We start from the raw sequence: 16,272 nt of genomic DNA on the forward strand, positions 1-16,272 counted from the left end.
ATGTCTCAAAGCCAGATTATTTTTGGGTTTCATCCTATTATCAGTCAATTAAGACAATCTTCAAGAAGCATTCAAGAAATCTATTTGGATAGCGATCGTAACGATCCAAGAGCTAAAGAAATTGTTGAGTTAGCTAAAGAAAATAATATTCGTATACTCATGGTTGATCGAGCAAGATTAGACGGCATTGCTTCACAAGCCAAACACCAGGGTGTAGTAGCAAAAATTATTCCTTTAGTAATTCCTTATAAAACGGTAGAAGATATTTTAGAGGGTGACCTCAAAGAGCCCGCTTTTTTTCTCATACTAGACGGTGTTGAAGATCCTCATAATTTAGGAGCATGTTTACGCGTTGCAGATGGTATGGGTGTCCATGCTGTTATAGCACCTAAAGATCGAGCGGTAGGGTTAAATGCTACTGTGAGAAAAGTCGCTTCAGGCGCTGCTGAATCAGTACCTTTTATCGTGGTGACAAATTTAGCGAGGACTATTCGTCAGCTTAAAGAGCAGGGCGTGCTTGTGGTTGGAACAGCAGAAGATGGGGCCGAATCTCTTTACCAATCAAATTTAAGCGGACCCATTGCTGTCGTATTAGGTTCAGAAGGTAGCGGCCTTAGAAGACTCACTCGTGATGTATGTGATTTATTAATTAAAATACCTATGCTAGGGGCTGTTGAAAGTTTAAATGTGAGTGTTGCTAGTGGAATTGTCTTATCAGAAATTAGACGACAGCGTTTTAAATCTTAAATCCCAGTGTTTTGTAAGTAGATCGTCGAGTTTTATTAAATAAAGATGGCTGCTTACTCAAGTCTTGATTATATGATGGCACCATCTTTTCAATTTTATCCTTCCATATCTTGGAATTTATTCTTCCCTTAAAGCTTTTCTCAATCACATTCAACATTGAGAAAACAGATGTGGAGGCTCCAGGAGAGGCGCCCAAAAGTGCGGCGAGTGATGAGTCGTCTGACCAAACCACTTCTGTTCCAAATTCTAATTTGCCACCAATTTTTTTGTAAGGCTTGATGATTTGAACTCTCTTACCAGCTGATGCTAGCTTCCAATCTTTTTCATTAGCTAAAGGATAAAACTCTTTCAATGCATTCATTTTATCTTTGTAGGAGCTGCCTGACTCTTTAATAAGATAAGTTAGAAGATTTAAATTGCAAATAAATACATGTAGCATTGGCAAAATGTTTTGGATGCGAATCGATTTCAATAAATCGAAATACGAGCCCGTTTTTAAAAATTTAAATGTGAAACTTGCAAATGGGCCAAACATAAGTTGCCTTTTACCATTAATAATCCTTAAATCTAAATGAGGTGCCGACATCGGAGGCGCTTTAGGACCTGCTATGCCATAAATTTTAGAAAAATGTTTTTTTGTAATAGAAGATTTCTTACATATTAACCATTCTCCATTCACCGGAAACCCTGCATAGCCAATTTGATTTTTAATATTACTTTTTTGAAGTAAATGAATGGTGGATCCGCCGGCGCCAATAAAAATAAATTTTGCATTTACTGAAATTACTTTTTTGCTCTTCGCGCAGTAAATTTTTATATCCCAAGTTTTATCATCAGCCTGTGATATAGATTTAATTTCATGGTTTACATGAATTGAAAACTTTTTATTTGTCGATAAAATTTTTAACATTTGATGACTAAGTGATTCAAAATCAACATCACTTCCGTAATTTATTCTTGTCATCGCAATATCATCTTTTAAGTCTTCAGCTATGAGGGGCGCCCATTCTTTAATTGTTTCTTTGTTTCGAGAGAATTGCATGTCTTTGAATAGGGGAGTTTTGCTTAAGGCTTCATATCTTCTCTTTAAAAAAGATATATTCTTTTCACCTTTAACATAGCTTATGTGAGGTACTTGGGTAATAAAGGATTTAGGCTTAAAGCTTTTATATTTCCTAGTTAAAAAACTCCAAAACTCAAGTGACACTTCAAATTCTTTGTTAATCTTTAATGCCCTATCTACATTTATATTTTGTTGCCTATTCATAGGGGTGTAATTAAGTTCACAGAAGCCAGCATGACCAGTTCCTGCGTTATTGATCGATTGAGAGCTTTCTAGGGCGCAAGAAGCCAGCTTCTCGTAAATGGTAATATCTATATCAGAATCTAACTCTTGAAGTAATCTGGCTAGTGTGACGCTCATGATTCCACCGCCAATACAAACGACATCTTTTTTAATGTTCACTATCTACCAACCTAATTTCCTTAATTTTATTTTTTTGATTTTATAAGTTGTTATAATCTATCGAAATAATTTACCTTTAAATTAACCATTAGTCACTAAATTAATGCCTAAACTTTCCGTCATTATCATTGCAAAGAATGAATCTGAAAATATTGCTGAATGCATTAAAAGTGCAAGTTTCGCTAATGAAGTTATTGTTTTAGATTCAGGTAGTTCTGATAATACCGTGCCTCTTGCAAAGAAATTAGGCGCTAAAGTTTTTAATAGGCCATGGAAAGGTTATGGCCAACATAAAAATATGGCCATTCAATTAGCTAAGCATGAATGGATTTTTTCTTTGGATGCTGACGAAAGAATTTCGCCCGCGCTCAAACAAGAAATTTTAAAAGTGATTAATCGACCAGACTTCAATGTTTACGATGTTCCTAGACGCTCCTTATTTGTTTCAAGATTTATAAAGCACTCAGGTTGGCAGCCAGATAGGACAAAAAGACTTTTTAAAAAAGGCAGCGCTAAATTCTCAGAGCATCATGTGCATGAACATCTTGAAAGTAAATATGAAATAGGGCATTTACTGCAGCCTTTAATTCATTATTCATACAGAGATTTTGAGACGGTATTAAAAAAGATCAATGTCTATTCAAGCTTGGGCGCCAAAGATCTTAAAAGCAAAGGCAAAAAAGGCAGCCTTAAAAAAGCAATTCTTCATGCTTTATGGGCTTTTATTCGAACCTATATTGTAAGGTTTGGTTTTTTAGACGGTCGCGAGGGCTTAATGCTTGCAATCTCTGTAGCAGAAGGCACTTATTATCGCTATATCAAACTTATCTATTTAAAATAAAAAAGCCCATATGCATGGGCTCTTTGAATTTGGCTCCTCGACCTGGGCTCGAACCAGGGACACACGGATTAACAGTCCGTTGCTCTACCAGCTGAGCTATCGAGGAATTGAGAACGTGATCATAAAACAGTTATTGCTGTAAGGTCAACTTAAACAAGCTGTAAATTATACTTGAATTGACCCCTCATTTAAACAGAGAGGGCACGTTTGATGCGTTTCATTGCCTCTATTAGATTTTCCATGGAAGTTGCAAATGAAATTCTGAAATAACCATCCGAACCAAATGCAGATCCAGGAACTACTGCAACACCTTCTTTTTCTAGTAAGTAGTCAGCTAAAGCAAGATCTGTTTTTTCTTTTAAAACCTTTTGATTAAACAAATGTTCGATGGCTTTTCTTGCATCAGGGAAAGCATAGAATGCGCCTTCAGCTTCTATGCATGATAAGCCAGGGATTTCATTAAAGCTTTTTACAACATAAGCGTGTCTTTCTCTAAAGGCTTTAATCATAGGATCCATGCAGGCCTGATCTCCTGAAAGAGCAGCTTCGGCAGCAACTTGGGAAATTGAGGTAGGATTAGAAGTCGATTGTGATTGAAGTATTTCCATGGCTTTAATAATATAACTTGGCCCTGCTGCATAACCTATTCGCCATCCAGTCATCGAATATGCTTTAGATACACCATTCATAACTACACATCGATCTTTTAATGCTGGGTTTACATTTAGAATGTTATAAAAGGGCATATCTTTTAATTTGACATGTTCGTACATATCATCAGTGCCAATTAAAATATTAGGGTGTTTAATAAGAACGTCAGCAAGTGATGTCAATTCTTCTTTTGAATAAACAGCACCTGTTGGATTTGAAGGTGAATTTAAAATTACTAATTTTGTTTTCGGTGTAATTACTTTTTCAAGTTGTGATGCGGTCATTTTAAATTTTTGTTCAATGCCACATTCAATAATGATCGGTTTAGCATCAGAAACTAAAGCAATATCAGCATAAGATACCCAGTAAGGTGCTGGAATAATAACTTCATCACCTGAATTTAAAACTGCAAGACAAAAATTAAAAACACATTGCTTACCACCCACGCCAACAATAACTTCATTAAGACCATATTCGAGATTATTGTCACGTTTAAATTTTTCAATAATTGCTTTTTTTAAAGAAGGAATGCCTGAAACTGGCGTGTATTTCGTGAAACCATTGTCGATTGCTTTTTTTGCTGCGTCTTTAATGTGTTGGGGTGTATCAAAATCAGGTTCGCCAGCGGCAAGTCCAATAATATCCTTGCCTTCTGATTTATAGCGCGCAGCTTTTGCCGTAATAGCAAGCGTTGGAGATTCTTTGATACGTCTGACACATTCAGATAATTTGATGGCTGACAATTTTAATCCAGGGATGATTAATCAATGCCCTTATTTTACGCAAAAAGAACTTGAGTTGAAATAGACTTTTAATCTATTCGCAAGTCTTAGAGCATCCAACGAGCTTATAATAATCTTCAAGTAGGTCAGGATTAATTTTAGAAATTTTTTCTTGAATTGCCTTAATTTCCTTCTTATCGTCTTTAGATTTGGCAATAAATCCTAACCTCAAAAGTGCATCTGTATTTTGGTCATCTAACATGATGGATCGGCGATATGCTGTTTCAGCTGCATTAAGATCCTTAAGACGTTCATTTGCTAAACCAAGTTCAAACCAGGCTTCAGCATTATTATTTTCTTTTTTTGTCCATTCTAAAGATATATCAAGTAATTTTTTCCAGTCTTCTTTAATGGTTGGAATAGCTATTTGAAGGAAGAGTGGTTTTTTGTCCTCTTCTTCTTCCCATAAAGCTTTTCCGACAACTGGAAATGAAGTTTCATTGGGTTTGTTCTTGAGTGCATTGAGCCATTCAATCGGCAGGGCATAGTAAAAAGAGTTTCGTCCAGAAGTTTTAAAGGTGTTGATGCCGATTAGCCTTCCTTCGGTATCAAATAACCCACTTCCAGAAGCGCCCATTCTGAATTGCGCTGTACTTAAAATAATTTTACCTTGATCAAGATCGTAGGTCGATTTCACAACGCCTGCTGAAGTTAAGGGGGCAGGAGCTCCATTAGAATGTCCGATAGCTATGACTCCTTGACCTTTTTTTAGGTCAGTACTTTTACCTATCAGGACGGGTTTAGTTGCCATGCCAAAAGTTGTAACTAAACATAAATCATGCCAATGATCAGCTTTTACTGCTGTCACTGAATACGTCTCTTCACCTTGGGATACCCAGGGCTGTTTTGTTTTTCTTAAAACATGACAGTTAGTTATCACTTGATTGTCGCCTACAACAACACCGGATCCATAAGCCAGACCACCTGCATCGTTATATCCTCTAATCATAACAACACTAAAAAACGAACTCATTAATTGATCTTTATTTAATGACCATGCATTTCCGGAGTAAAGAAAGATACTTACGAGTACAAGGGATATAAATTTAAATAATGGGTACATAAGATAAAGTTTCTAAAAAGTATAATATTTACTTGACTGGGTGCTCCATTAAAAGTTCTTATTAGTTTTGCACATATTTTCTTTTCTAAATCTTTTTTAAAAGTAGAATATCACTATCTTGTTACTTTCATTTCCAAATAGCCCATATCAGTTATTTCAACCATTCTCCCCTGCAGGCGATCAGCCTCAAGCCATTGATCTTTTAACAAAAGGCATTGTAGATGGAAAGAAATTTCAAACGCTTTTAGGTGTTACAGGCTCAGGTAAAACATTTACGATTGCAAATGTCATTGCAAGAATAGGTAAGCCTGCCATTGTCATGGCCCCTAATAAAACTTTAGCAGCACAACTTTACTCAGAATTTAGAGAGTTTTTCCCACAAAATGCAGTGGAATATTTTGTATCTTATTACGATTATTACCAACCAGAAGCTTATGTCCCTGCACGAGATCTTTTTATTGAAAAAGACTCGAGTATTAACGAACATATCGAGCAGATGCGGCTATCCGCGACTAAAGCACTTCTTGAGCGTGACGACAGTATTATTGTAGCTACAGTTTCGGCAATCTATGGCATTGGGGATCCTGTCGATTATCAGGGTATGGTCATGCAACTGGTACAGGGCGAAAAATTGTTACAACGTAATATTATTTTACGGTTAGTTTCCATGCAATATGATCGCAATGATTTTGATTTTTCACGTGGAGCTTTTAGAGTTAGAGGCGATACGATTGATATATTCCCCGCTGAAAACTCAGAAACCGCAATTAGAGTCACTTTGTTTGATGACCTCATTGAATCTATTACGCTATTTGATCCTCTAACAGGACAAATGTATAAAAAGGTAAGTCATTTTACTGTGTATCCATCAAGTCATTATGTTACCCCTCGAGACACGGTAGTTAGAGCTATCGAAAAAATTAAAAATGAATTGAGAGAGCGCTCTGATTACTTTGTTAAGGCAAATAAATTAGTTGAAGCACAAAGGATTGAACAGCGGACTCGTTTTGATATTGAGATGTTAAATGAAATAGGTTTTTGCAAGGGCATTGAAAATTATTCGAGACATTTGTCAGGAAGAAATCCAGGCGACCCACCCCCAACTTTAATTGAGTATTTACCTAAAGATGCTTTAATGATTATTGATGAAAGCCATGTCACTGTCCCTCAGGTAGGCGGCATGTATAAAGGAGATCGCGCAAGAAAAGAAAATTTAGTGGAGTATGGTTTTAGATTGCCTTCAGCCTTGGATAATCGACCTTTAAAGTTTGAAGAGTTTGAAAAAACAATGCGGCAATGTATTTTTGTATCTGCAACGCCAGCCGATTATGAGGCCGCCCATACAGAGCAAATTGTAGAACAGGTCGCAAGGCCTACTGGACTTATTGACCCGGAAATTACTGTGAAACCGGCAGATACCCAAGTGGACGATTTGTTGAGTGAGATTAATCTCCGTGTTGTTAAAAATGAAAGGGTATTGGCGACTACTTTAACTAAACGTATGGCTGAAGATTTGACTGATTATTTATCTGAACACCAAATAAAAGTGCGTTATCTTCATTCCGATATTGATACCGTTGAACGTGTTGAAATTATCCGTGACTTAAGATTGGGTAAGTTTGATGTTGTCGTAGGTATTAATTTATTAAGAGAGGGCTTAGATATTCCTGAAGTTTCATTAGTTGCTGTCTTAGATGCTGACAAAGAAGGATTTTTAAGATCCGAACGTTCGCTTATACAAACAGCTGGGAGAGCAGCCCGGAATCTCAATGGACAAGTGATTTTTTATGCTAATAAGATCACGCGAAGCATGAAGATTGCAATCGATGAAACTAATCGAAGACGCACTAAGCAAATTGCATTTAACCTCGAGAATGGCATTACGCCAGTGGGGGTGATTAAAAAAATTAAAGACATTATTGAAGGTACTTTTGATAAAGAAGAAGTGGACTTTAATCGAGCTCTCAAGAAAGAAGAGGCTCGCTATGACCATCTTAATGAAAAGCAGATGGCCAAAGAAATCCAAAAAATTGAAAAGGGCATGCAAACGGCGGCTCGTAATTTGGAGTTCGAAAAAGCGGCTCAACTTCGAGATGAGGCCAAATTCCTTAAAGAAAGGCTTTATGGGGCAGGGCTTAAGGACCGAATTGACCTTTAAAAACCATTGATTTAATTCAAAAAACACCTATAATACTCGATCTTTCTACCTTGCTTTACAGTGAGTTGCATCACTGAAGGCTTTTAACCATAAGGGGATTTATATGCGACATTATGAAGTAGTATTTATCGTACATCCTGATCAAAGCGAACAAGTGCCTGGCATGATTGAACGCTACAGATCTCTAGTAACATCCAAAGGTGGAAAACTCCACCGCCTCGAAGATTGGGGTCGCAAACAGCTTGCTTACATGATTGAAAAAATTCATAAAGCTCATTATGTGCTTATGAATATCGAATGCGACATTGAAACACTTGCAGAATTAGAGCATGCATTTAAGTTTAATGATGCCGTTTTACGTCATTTGATTATGAGCACAAAAACAGCCGTGACTGCACCATCGATTATGATGAAAGAAGAAAAATCAAAATCAGTGCTTGATAAAGATGAGCGCGCTGCACCTGAGGTTGCTGTAGCTTAATCTAGATTGAATTGCTTAGAGATTTCTGGGGAAGTGTGCCATGTGGATCCGGTACGTTATACCCCCGCAGGAATGCCAGCACTTAATCTTATTTTAAAACATAGCTCAGAGCAGATTGAGGCAAATTTAAAGCGAACAATCAATTGTGAGTTAAGCGCAAAAATTATGGGTAATGATGCATTGATACCTTTAAAAATTGGCGACAGAATTAAAACAAAAGGGTTTATTGGAAATAAAAGCGCAAAAAGTAATCAGCTAATTTTCCATATTAATTTTATAGAATATCTATAGGAGTTTACGATGGCTAGAGAAATGTACAAAAGAAGACGTTACTGCAGATTTAGTGCTGAAGGCATTAAAGAAGTGGATTACAAAGATGTTGATTTATTAAAAGACTTTATTACCGAAAATGGAAAACTTATTCCAGCTCGTATTACAGGTACTAAGGCGATTTATCAACGCCAACTCAATATTGCGGTGAAGCGTGCTCGTTTTTTAGCGCTTTTACCATACACTGATAAGCACTAAGGAGATTACAAGATGCAAGTTATTTTATTAGAGAAAGTAGCTAATTTAGGAAACCTTGGTGACATCGTTAAAGTTAAGGACGGCTTTGGCCGTAATTTTTTAATTCCACAAGGTAAGGCTAAACGCGCGACAGATTCAAACAAGGCTGAATTTGAGGCAAAACGTGCAGAGCTTGAAAAACAACAAGTGGTACTTCTTGACGCTGCTAAAGAAAGAGCGAAAGCGCTTGCTGGTTTCACTTTATCTGTCACGCAAAAATCTGGCGTGGATGGCAAACTTTTTGGGTCAGTTACAAATACAGATATTGCTGAAGGTTTAACAGCAAAAAATATCAAGGTTGTGAAAGCTGAAATTCGTATGCCAAACGGTCCACTTAAAACAGTGGGTCAACATCAAGTGACTATTGCTTTACATCATGATGTAACAGTTGATATTTCAATTGACGTGATTGGTGAACCTGCTTAATAAAAAGCAATCTATTTTTTTAAGGCTGCCTAGAGCAGCCTTTTTTTATTCCGTTATAATTAATCCATGGCAGACGATATTCTTAATAATCTTAAATTACCACCTCACTCTATAGAGGCTGAGCAGTCCTTATTGGGCGGCTTGCTGATTGAAAATGAAGCGCTCGATAAAATCGCCGATCTTGTATCGCCAAATGATTTTTATCGTCAAGATCATCGCTTAATTTACCAACATATTATTAAGCTTGTTGAGCAAAATAGCCCAGCCGATATTGTGACGGTTGCCGAATCCTTAGAAAAGAATGCTGAATTGGTGACGGTAGGGGGTATAAGCTATTTGGGCTCATTGGCACAGAATACCCCAACTTCTGCAAACATACGTCGATACGCCGAGATTGTTCGCGAACGTTCAATTATGAGACATTTAGTTGAGGTGGGATCTGATATTGCTGATAGCGCATTTGCTCCTCAAGGACGAGATGCTCAGCAGCTCCTTGATGAGGCAGAGGCAAAGATCTTCCAAATTGCTGAAAAAGAGAAGCATGATCAATCAGGCTTTAAAGATATTAAAGAGCTTTTACCCCAAGTAGCTCAAAGAATTGATGATTTATTCACTGCGGGAGCTAGTGATGTTACAGGTGTTCCTACAGGCTTTTCAGATCTAGATGCTATGACTTCAGGACTTCAGCCTGGCGATCTTGTGATCGTTGCAGGACGCCCTTCAATGGGTAAGACCTCATTGGCACTTAACATGGCAGAGAATGTAGCCTTAGATACAGGGTTGCCGGTTGCAGTATTTTCAATGGAAATGGCATCTACTCAATTAACGATGCGTCTTTTAGGTTCGGTTGGTAGGCTGGATCAGCACAAAATGAGAACAGGGCGCCTAGAGGATGATGATTGGGAAAGATTAACACATGCATTAGGCAGGCTTAATGAGGCGCCTATACATATTGATGAAGGCGCTGGTTTAAACTCTTTTGATATTAGAGCTCGCGCCAGAAGACTTTCAAGGCAGTGCGGTAAATTAGGCTTGATTGTTATTGATTATCTTCAGTTGATGTCGGCACCTGGTGGTCGACAAAGCGAAAATCGTGCGACAGAAATTTCTGAAATGTCACGATCGTTAAAAGCATTAGCAAAGGAACTAGATGTACCAGTTGTCGCATTATCTCAGCTTAATCGAAGCGTTGAGCAGCGACCTGATAAACGGCCTGTAATGTCAGATTTAAGAGAATCAGGAGCGATTGAGCAAGATGCCGATTTAATACTTTTCATTTATCGAGATGAAGTCTATAACCCTGATACGCCAGAAAAAGGTGTGGCAGAGATCATTATCGCAAAACAAAGAAATGGCCCTATTGGAAGAGTAAAACTGACATTCTTAGGCGAGTATACGCGCTTTGAAAATTTTGCTAACCCAGCCTTTCAATCTTACGACGAATAAATTAGATGCGCCCTCTTAAGGTATTTGTTGATCAGGCTTCGCTGCGACATAACTTCGCCATTGTTAAGCAATTAGCTCCTAAATCAAAGATCATGTCAGTTGTAAAAGCAAATGGCTATGGACATGGGCTTATTAATGTCGCACAAGGCTTAAGCGAGAGCGATGGTTTTGCAGTACTTAATTTAAATGAAGCTATTGATTTGAGAGAGCATGGTTTTGAGCAAGATATTTTATTGCTAGAGGGTGCATTTGAATCTTACGAAATTTCTATTGCAGCAAAAATGCGTTTTAATCTTGTAGTTCATAATCTTCATCAATTACAAATGATTGAAAAATTAAAACTTAATCATCCAATCGACATTCACTTTAAGATTAATACGGGTATGAATCGTTTAGGTTTTAATCCTAAAGAAGCAAAAGATATCCTTAAATCCATGAAAAAAACATCTTATTTTAAATCAATTACATTGATGACTCATTTTGCAACTGCGGATGAGCCTAGAGGTGTTGATTGGCAATTTGACGTTTTTAATGACATTGCTAATGATTTTGATTTTTCTCGCTCAGTTGCAAATTCTGCATCTATCATAAATTTTAAAAATACTCACCTTGATTGGGTGCGTCCTGGGATTATGCTTTATGGAGCGTCGCCGATTGTGGGTCGAAAAAGTAGTGCACTAAACCTTAAACCAGCTATGTATTTGAAAAGCAAAATTATTGCATTACAAAATTTATCTAAAGATGATTCAGTTGGTTACGGAGAAACTTTTAAAGCTAAAAATGATATGCGGATAGCTGTTGTTGCATGTGGCTACGCTGATGGTTATCCTCGTCATGCACCATCGGGAACGCCTGTATATGTTGAAGGAAAAAAAACTTCGACAGTTGGAAGAGTTTCGATGGACATGCTTTACATTGATGTTACCGACATACCTCATGCATCCATTTCAAGTGATGTTGAGTTATGGGGTGAACATATACCTGTAGATGATGTTGCAGAAAAAGCCGGTACAGTTGGTTACGAACTGCTCTGCGCTATGTCAGCTTCAAAAAGAGTTCCTATAGAAATAATCCATGGCTAAAAATAAAGTTGCCTATGTTTGTACTGAATGTGGCGGCCAATCAACTAAATGGCAAGGTCAATGCCCACATTGTATGACTTGGAATACAATGGCTGAAAGTATTATTGAAGCTTCTGTTCCCAGTCGATATGCTTCTTTGACACAAACTTCAGAATTAAAAAAACTTAATGAAGTGAAAATGTCAGCCGTTTATAAAAGAACGACTTGTATCAGTGAATTTGATCGAGTCCTCGGAGGTGGTTTTGTTCCGGGTGGTGTCGTTTTAATTGGCGGTGATCCAGGTATAGGTAAATCAACACTTCTTATTCAAGCGCTTTCTCACATGACGAATGATAAGACTCAAACGCCATGCAAAGTCATTTACGTAAGTGGCGAAGAATCTCCCCAGCAAATTGCGATGCGAGCAAAACGATTAGAGCTCGAGGTTTCAGATATTTTTATATTGTCTGAAATCAACTTAGAAAAAATTATTCAGTCAATTGAAAAAAATAAACCAGATGTAGTTGTTATTGACTCCATTCAGACAATATATTCAGAAGAGTTACAGTCTGCTCCAGGTTCAGTCACACAAGTAAGAGAGTGCTCTGCACAATTAACGCGTATCGCAAAACAATTAGAAGTAAGCATGATATTAGTAGGGCATGTTACAAAGGAAGGTTCTTTAGCAGGACCTCGTGTATTGGAGCATATTGTAGATACTGTGCTTTATTTTGAGGGTGATCAAAATTCAAGTTTTAGAATGGTTCGAGCATTTAAGAATCGTTTTGGTGCTGTGAATGAGCTTGGGGTATTTGCTATGACAGAAAAAGGTTTACGTGAAGTGACAAACCCTTCTGCATTGTTTTTATCACATCACCACGAAGAAGTTTCTGGATCATGTATCACAGTGACACAAGAGGGCACAAGACCGCTTCTGATAGAAATTCAAGCTCTTGTAGATAACGCCCACGGAGCTTCACCTAAACGCTTAGGCGTAGGTTTAGAGCAGAATCGACTCTCCATGCTTCTTGCAGTATTAAATCGACATGGTGGTATTGCATGTTTTGATCAGGATGTTTTTGTGAATGCAGTGGGGGGTGTCAAAATTACTGAGCCAGGTGTGGACCTTGCTATTTTATGTGCCATCGTTTCTTCATTTAAAGATCAGCCCATTAATCAAAAGACAATTATTTTTGGTGAGGTAGGCTTAGCAGGAGAAGTAAGGCCTATTCAAAGAGGCCAAGAGCGCATCAAGGAAGCCGCAAAATTAGGATTCACACGAGCTATCATTCCCAAGGCAAATATTGCAAAACAAAAAATTGCAGGTATTGAGGTATTAGGTATCGAATACCTTTCTCAAGCACTTCAGTTGCTCAAAGCGTAAAATTTATTTTTAAAGAAACATGCAAGTATGACGAGCACTTTTCTAAAAGGGGGCAGTAAGACTTTATGATTGAGTGTTTGTTCTGGCTTGTCTCTCTTAATTTCAAGGAGTAATGTTTCATAAATTTTACCCATGATCAATCCAGGAATTTGTGGATTAATATCTTCTTTCGGTAGCTTTTGGTAAGCGTTTTTATAAAAAACTTCTGCGCGTGCAATTTGATGGAACATTAGGTTTGATAGATGATTGCTTTCCTTAAATTTTAGAATTTCATCCTCAGACACACTAAATTCTTTAAGTTCGTCGAGCGGAATGTAGATTCTATTTTTTCTTGCATCCTCTCCAATATCTCGAATAATATTTGTAAGCTGAAGTGCGATGCCAAGATCATGTGCATATTTTAAAGTCGCTTGATTTTTAAAGCCTAATATTTTCACGCTGAGTATACCGACCACACCTGCAACTCGATAACAGTATAGTTGAAGCTGTTTAAAGTTTTCGTAGCGGTTAAATTTTAGATCCATTTCCATGCCATCTAACATTTCTATGAAATAGGCTTCATTAAGCTCATAGATGTGGATAAATTTTAAAAGTGATTTCGTCACAGGGTGCTGAGGTGTTTCATGAAATAAACGATTGATTTCAGCTTTCCACCAATTTATCTTTGCTGTAGCAACCTCAAGTTCTAAAGTCTCATCGACAATGTCATCAATTTCTCTGCAAAAAGCATACAGTGATATCAGTGCATCTCGCCTATCCTGGCTAATAAAGTAAAAAGCCCAAGTAAAATTTGATTTACTTGTTTTGACTTTTTCGTAGCAATATTGAATAGGTGTCATATTGAGCGCAGTGCAACCTTAAAAAAAATGAAAATCCAATCTGATGTATTAATTTTAGGTGGGGTAATGAATAAATTACAGCTATTTCTTCCCAGTCTTTTTAAAAGCAAGAGTGCTGCACATTCGACCATTTGTATTTCAAAACCTAGCCTACCCTTTATTTTTTTTCCAAGACCCAGTCCTTTCTTAAGGATTTCATAATTACGCTCGACCCAATATTTTTTATACTTTACCCACTGACTCGTAAAATTTCTTTTTTGGATGTCCTCAACCTTTAAATTAAATCTTTTCATTTCGTTTTTAGGTATATAAATTCGGCCTTTCTCAAAATCTTCCACAACACCTTGAGCGAAATTAATAAGGGCTAATGCTGTGCAAATCGCATCGGATTGGCGAACATTTTCTTTGTTATCTAGCTCTACAAGACTTAAAATAAGTTCGCCTGCAGGATTTGCAGCGTCATCACAGTATCGCAATAAGTTATTAAATCTAGCGTATTGTTTATGATTAATATCTTCATTAAATGCGTTAATAAATCTTTTTAAGTTATTGATTTTAAATTTATATTTTAAGTGTAATTTATGTAATAAATTAAAATAACTATCATTAGTTTTTTGATTTAATTCAATTTTTTTGAGATGATTTTTGAGATACATGATTTCCTTAGAACGTTCTTTTTTTGACTTATTTCCTTCATCCGCAATGTCATCACCAAGTCTAGCAAAAGCATATAGAGTAATAATTGCCTCTCGCATTTCTTTACCTAGAACTAAAGACCCTACGGTAAAATTTTCGTAATGGTTTTTTGATTGAGCAATTTTGTAACGGCTCATTATTGATTGTGTCGGTTTCATATGCGCTAGTATGTTATAGAATAGAAATCTTTAATAGATAAGGTGAGTTTCATGTTCGGTATTATTGGTGGTACTGGGTTGGCATCAATCCAGGAACTAAAAGTTTTAAAGCGAGAACTTATTAGGACCCCTTACGGAGAACCATCTCAACCCCTTATTTTTGGAACTTTGTCAGGCAAAAGTGTTGTTTTCTTAGCTCGTCACGGCTCAGGTCATACGATTCCGCCCCATGAAATTAATTATCGCGCCAATATATGGGCATTACAATCAGTGGGTGTTACAAAAATAATTTCTGTAGCAACAGTTGGCGTGATTGACGACAAAATAAAGCCTGGCACCATTTGTATTCCTGATCAGATCATTGATTACACTTATGGTCGAAAAAATACTTATTTTGATGGCACTGAAATGCCGGTGAAGCATATTGATTTTACTTACCCTTATGACGAACCTTTAAGAAAAACTATTATTGATATCGCACAATCTTCTTTAAATACATTAATAGCTGAGGGTGTATATGCTGCAGTTCAGGGGCCAAGATTAGAAACAGCCGCCGAGATTAATCGTCTTGAAAAGGATGGGGTTACTATCGTTGGCATGACTGGAATGCCAGAAGCTGTCCTAGCAAAAGAACTCAATATAGCTTATGCGGCAATATGTCCTATGGTAAATCATGCTGCAGGAAGAGGGCAGAGTAAAGATGCTATTTCATTTTCTAGTATCAATGAACTTTGTGATAATGATGTATGTCGCTTAATGATGACGGATGTGGTTAAGTTGATTCAAGAAGTCATCTTAAAAAATTAAATGACTATTAGGCAAGTATTAAAAATGGGAGACCCGTTGCTCTTGAATATTGCAGAGCCGGTTCATGATTTTAAGAGTCAAACCTTAAAAGCTCTCATTGAAGATATGCAAGATACGATGCATGCTCTAAATGGTGCAGGTCTTGCAGCACCGCAAATAGGCGTTAGCTTAAGAGTTGTTATCTTTGGTGTAGAAAAAACACCAAGGTACCCAGATGCAGAAGAAGTACCCTACACCATTTTAATTAATCCAAAACTTACTTTCCTTGACGATGAAATGGAAGAAGGTTGGGAAGGGTGTCTTTCTGTTCCTGGTATGAGAGGATTAGTCCCAAGATTTAAAAAGCTTCGCTACCAAGGCTTTGATTTGAATCACAATCCAATTGATCGAACAGTGAGCGACTTTCATGCACGAGTTGTTCAGCATGAGTGCGATCATCTAGATGGTGTTCTCTATCCTATGAGAATAGAAGATTTAAGTAATTTTGGATTCTCTGAGGTTTTATTTCCAGATTCAGACCTTCAAGATGATTAAAGGTTATGATAGAATTCTCGCTCCGGAAGAGTGGCTGAGCGGTTTAAGGCAGCGGTCTTGAAAACCGTCGAGGGTTCATAGCCCTCCGTGAGTTCGAATCTCACCTCTTCCGCCAAATCAATATCAGTTTTTTATAATATAAATCATTTAAAATCAATAGTTTACA

17 protein-coding genes and 2 tRNA genes are annotated in these 16,272 nt (G+C 37.2%); 13 read left to right on the forward strand and 6 right to left on the reverse strand.

Features of this window, described 5'->3' with window-relative positions; genetic code table 11:
* Nucleotides 1–747 (forward strand): 23S rRNA (guanosine(2251)-2'-O)-methyltransferase RlmB, encoded by a 747-nt coding sequence (gene rlmB, locus FIT70_RS03395; RefSeq protein ID WP_139867640.1) that lies wholly within the window; start codon nucleotides 1–3, stop codon nucleotides 745–747.
* Here the strand turns inward: rlmB and mqo are convergent.
* Nucleotides 737–2,212: a malate dehydrogenase (quinone) gene (gene mqo / locus FIT70_RS03400; RefSeq protein WP_223257753.1), complete on the reverse strand. Its 1,476-nt coding sequence runs from the start codon at nucleotides 2,210–2,212 to the stop codon at nucleotides 737–739. The two genes, rlmB and mqo, sit on opposite strands and share 11 nt — an antisense overlap.
* 103 nt (nucleotides 2,213–2,315) lie before the next feature.
* Here mqo and FIT70_RS03405 point away from each other — a divergent pair, with 103 nt between their 5' ends.
* On the forward strand, nucleotides 2,316–3,053 hold the full coding sequence (locus tag FIT70_RS03405) for a glycosyltransferase family 2 protein (protein ID WP_139930629.1): 738 nt from the start codon (nucleotides 2,316–2,318) through the stop codon (nucleotides 3,051–3,053).
* Between the two features lie 30 nt (nucleotides 3,054–3,083).
* On the opposite strand, the gene FIT70_RS03410 is transcribed toward FIT70_RS03405, so the two are convergent.
* From FIT70_RS03410 to FIT70_RS03420, 3 genes are all read right to left on the reverse strand, one after another.
* Nucleotides 3,084–3,159, reverse strand: a tRNA-Asn gene (locus FIT70_RS03410).
* Nucleotides 3,160–3,241: 82 nt separating this feature from the next.
* The gene (locus FIT70_RS03415) at nucleotides 3,242–4,447 is read right to left on the reverse strand and encodes a pyridoxal phosphate-dependent aminotransferase (RefSeq protein WP_139930631.1); all 1,206 of its coding nucleotides are present in this window, start codon (nucleotides 4,445–4,447) and stop codon (nucleotides 3,242–3,244) included.
* A 73-nt stretch (nucleotides 4,448–4,520) separates the two neighbouring features.
* Complete coding sequence (locus tag FIT70_RS03420; protein WP_223257754.1) at nucleotides 4,521–5,459, reverse strand: trypsin-like peptidase domain-containing protein; 939 nt, start codon at nucleotides 5,457–5,459, stop codon at nucleotides 4,521–4,523.
* A 208-nt stretch (nucleotides 5,460–5,667) separates the two neighbouring features.
* Between FIT70_RS03420 and uvrB the strand changes: the two genes are divergently transcribed.
* The 8 genes from uvrB to radA all read left to right on the forward strand — a co-directional run bounded on the left by uvrB (nucleotide 5,668) and on the right by radA (nucleotide 13,072).
* Nucleotides 5,668–7,707, forward strand: coding sequence for an excinuclease ABC subunit UvrB (uvrB, locus tag FIT70_RS03425; protein WP_139867648.1), 2,040 nt, complete (start codon nucleotides 5,668–5,670; stop codon nucleotides 7,705–7,707).
* Between the two features lie 103 nt (nucleotides 7,708–7,810).
* On the forward strand, nucleotides 7,811–8,188 hold the full coding sequence (gene rpsF, locus FIT70_RS03430; protein ID WP_046487989.1) for a 30S ribosomal protein S6: 378 nt from the start codon (nucleotides 7,811–7,813) through the stop codon (nucleotides 8,186–8,188).
* Between the two features lie 42 nt (nucleotides 8,189–8,230).
* Nucleotides 8,231–8,479, forward strand: coding sequence for a primosomal replication protein N (locus tag FIT70_RS03435; protein WP_420897688.1), 249 nt, complete (start codon nucleotides 8,231–8,233; stop codon nucleotides 8,477–8,479).
* Nucleotides 8,480–8,488: 9 nt separating this feature from the next.
* Entirely contained in the window at nucleotides 8,489–8,716 is a 228-nt protein-coding gene (gene rpsR, locus FIT70_RS03440; protein ID WP_046487999.1) for a 30S ribosomal protein S18, read from the forward strand.
* A 12-nt stretch (nucleotides 8,717–8,728) separates the two neighbouring features.
* The gene (gene rplI, locus FIT70_RS03445; RefSeq protein ID WP_139867652.1) at nucleotides 8,729–9,181 is read left to right on the forward strand and encodes a 50S ribosomal protein L9; all 453 of its coding nucleotides are present in this window, start codon (nucleotides 8,729–8,731) and stop codon (nucleotides 9,179–9,181) included.
* A gap of 66 nt (nucleotides 9,182–9,247) precedes the next feature.
* Nucleotides 9,248–10,627, forward strand: a complete 1,380-nt coding sequence (gene dnaB, locus FIT70_RS03450; RefSeq protein WP_139930635.1) for a replicative DNA helicase — start codon at nucleotides 9,248–9,250, stop codon at nucleotides 10,625–10,627.
* A 5-nt stretch (nucleotides 10,628–10,632) separates the two neighbouring features.
* The gene (alr, locus tag FIT70_RS03455; RefSeq protein ID WP_139874513.1) at nucleotides 10,633–11,709 is read left to right on the forward strand and encodes an alanine racemase; all 1,077 of its coding nucleotides are present in this window, start codon (nucleotides 10,633–10,635) and stop codon (nucleotides 11,707–11,709) included.
* A complete protein-coding gene (radA, locus tag FIT70_RS03460) occupies nucleotides 11,702–13,072 on the forward strand; it encodes a DNA repair protein RadA (RefSeq protein WP_139870313.1) in 1,371 nt (456 codons plus the stop codon). The genes alr and radA overlap by 8 nt, the downstream gene beginning before the upstream one ends.
* Here radA and hpnD read toward each other — a convergent pair.
* Nucleotides 13,054–13,911, reverse strand: coding sequence for a presqualene diphosphate synthase HpnD (hpnD, locus tag FIT70_RS03465; RefSeq protein ID WP_139930637.1), 858 nt, complete (start codon nucleotides 13,909–13,911; stop codon nucleotides 13,054–13,056). The two genes, radA and hpnD, sit on opposite strands and share 19 nt — an antisense overlap.
* Entirely contained in the window at nucleotides 13,908–14,744 is an 837-nt protein-coding gene (locus tag FIT70_RS03470; protein ID WP_189340877.1) for a squalene/phytoene synthase family protein, read from the reverse strand. The genes hpnD and FIT70_RS03470 overlap by 4 nt, the downstream gene beginning before the upstream one ends.
* A 72-nt stretch (nucleotides 14,745–14,816) precedes the next feature.
* Here FIT70_RS03470 and FIT70_RS03475 point away from each other — a divergent pair, with 72 nt between their 5' ends.
* The 3 genes from FIT70_RS03475 to FIT70_RS03485 all read left to right on the forward strand — a co-directional run bounded on the left by FIT70_RS03475 (nucleotide 14,817) and on the right by FIT70_RS03485 (nucleotide 16,221).
* Complete coding sequence (locus FIT70_RS03475) at nucleotides 14,817–15,572, forward strand: S-methyl-5'-thioinosine phosphorylase (RefSeq protein ID WP_139930639.1); 756 nt, start codon at nucleotides 14,817–14,819, stop codon at nucleotides 15,570–15,572.
* Entirely contained in the window at nucleotides 15,573–16,106 is a 534-nt protein-coding gene (def, locus tag FIT70_RS03480; RefSeq protein WP_139930641.1) for a peptide deformylase, read from the forward strand.
* Between the two features lie 24 nt (nucleotides 16,107–16,130).
* Nucleotides 16,131–16,221, forward strand: a tRNA-Ser gene (locus FIT70_RS03485).
* Nucleotides 16,222–16,272: the final 51 nt, after the last annotated feature.

Origin of the sequence: Candidatus Methylopumilus universalis (assembly GCF_006364435.1) — a bacterium.
GTDB classification, from domain to species: Bacteria; Pseudomonadota; Gammaproteobacteria; order Burkholderiales; family Methylophilaceae; genus Methylopumilus; species Methylopumilus universalis.

What these genes read in the sequence shown, in the direction of transcription:
- def (WP_139930641.1), top strand. Translation starts at nt 15,573, where the DNA reads ATGACTATTAGGCAAGTATTAAAAATGGGAGACCCGTTGCTCTTGAAT.
- FIT70_RS03475 (WP_139930639.1), top strand. Translation starts at nt 14,817, where the DNA reads ATGTTCGGTATTATTGGTGGTACTGGGTTGGCATCAATCCAGGAACTA.
- FIT70_RS03470 (WP_189340877.1), bottom strand. Translation starts at nt 14,744, where the DNA reads ATGAGCCGTTACAAAATTGCTCAATCAAAAAACCATTACGAAAATTTT.
- alr (WP_139874513.1), top strand. Translation starts at nt 10,633, where the DNA reads ATGCGCCCTCTTAAGGTATTTGTTGATCAGGCTTCGCTGCGACATAAC.
- radA (WP_139870313.1), top strand. Translation starts at nt 11,702, where the DNA reads ATGGCTAAAAATAAAGTTGCCTATGTTTGTACTGAATGTGGCGGCCAA.
- FIT70_RS03420 (WP_223257754.1), bottom strand. Translation starts at nt 5,459, where the DNA reads ATGAGTTCGTTTTTTAGTGTTGTTATGATTAGAGGATATAACGATGCA.
- rplI (WP_139867652.1), top strand. Translation starts at nt 8,729, where the DNA reads ATGCAAGTTATTTTATTAGAGAAAGTAGCTAATTTAGGAAACCTTGGT.
- dnaB (WP_139930635.1), top strand. Translation starts at nt 9,248, where the DNA reads ATGGCAGACGATATTCTTAATAATCTTAAATTACCACCTCACTCTATA.
- rlmB (WP_139867640.1), top strand. Translation starts at nt 1, where the DNA reads ATGTCTCAAAGCCAGATTATTTTTGGGTTTCATCCTATTATCAGTCAA.
- rpsR (WP_046487999.1), top strand. Translation starts at nt 8,489, where the DNA reads ATGGCTAGAGAAATGTACAAAAGAAGACGTTACTGCAGATTTAGTGCT.
- hpnD (WP_139930637.1), bottom strand. Translation starts at nt 13,911, where the DNA reads ATGACACCTATTCAATATTGCTACGAAAAAGTCAAAACAAGTAAATCA.
- rpsF (WP_046487989.1), top strand. Translation starts at nt 7,811, where the DNA reads ATGCGACATTATGAAGTAGTATTTATCGTACATCCTGATCAAAGCGAA.
- FIT70_RS03405 (WP_139930629.1), top strand. Translation starts at nt 2,316, where the DNA reads ATGCCTAAACTTTCCGTCATTATCATTGCAAAGAATGAATCTGAAAAT.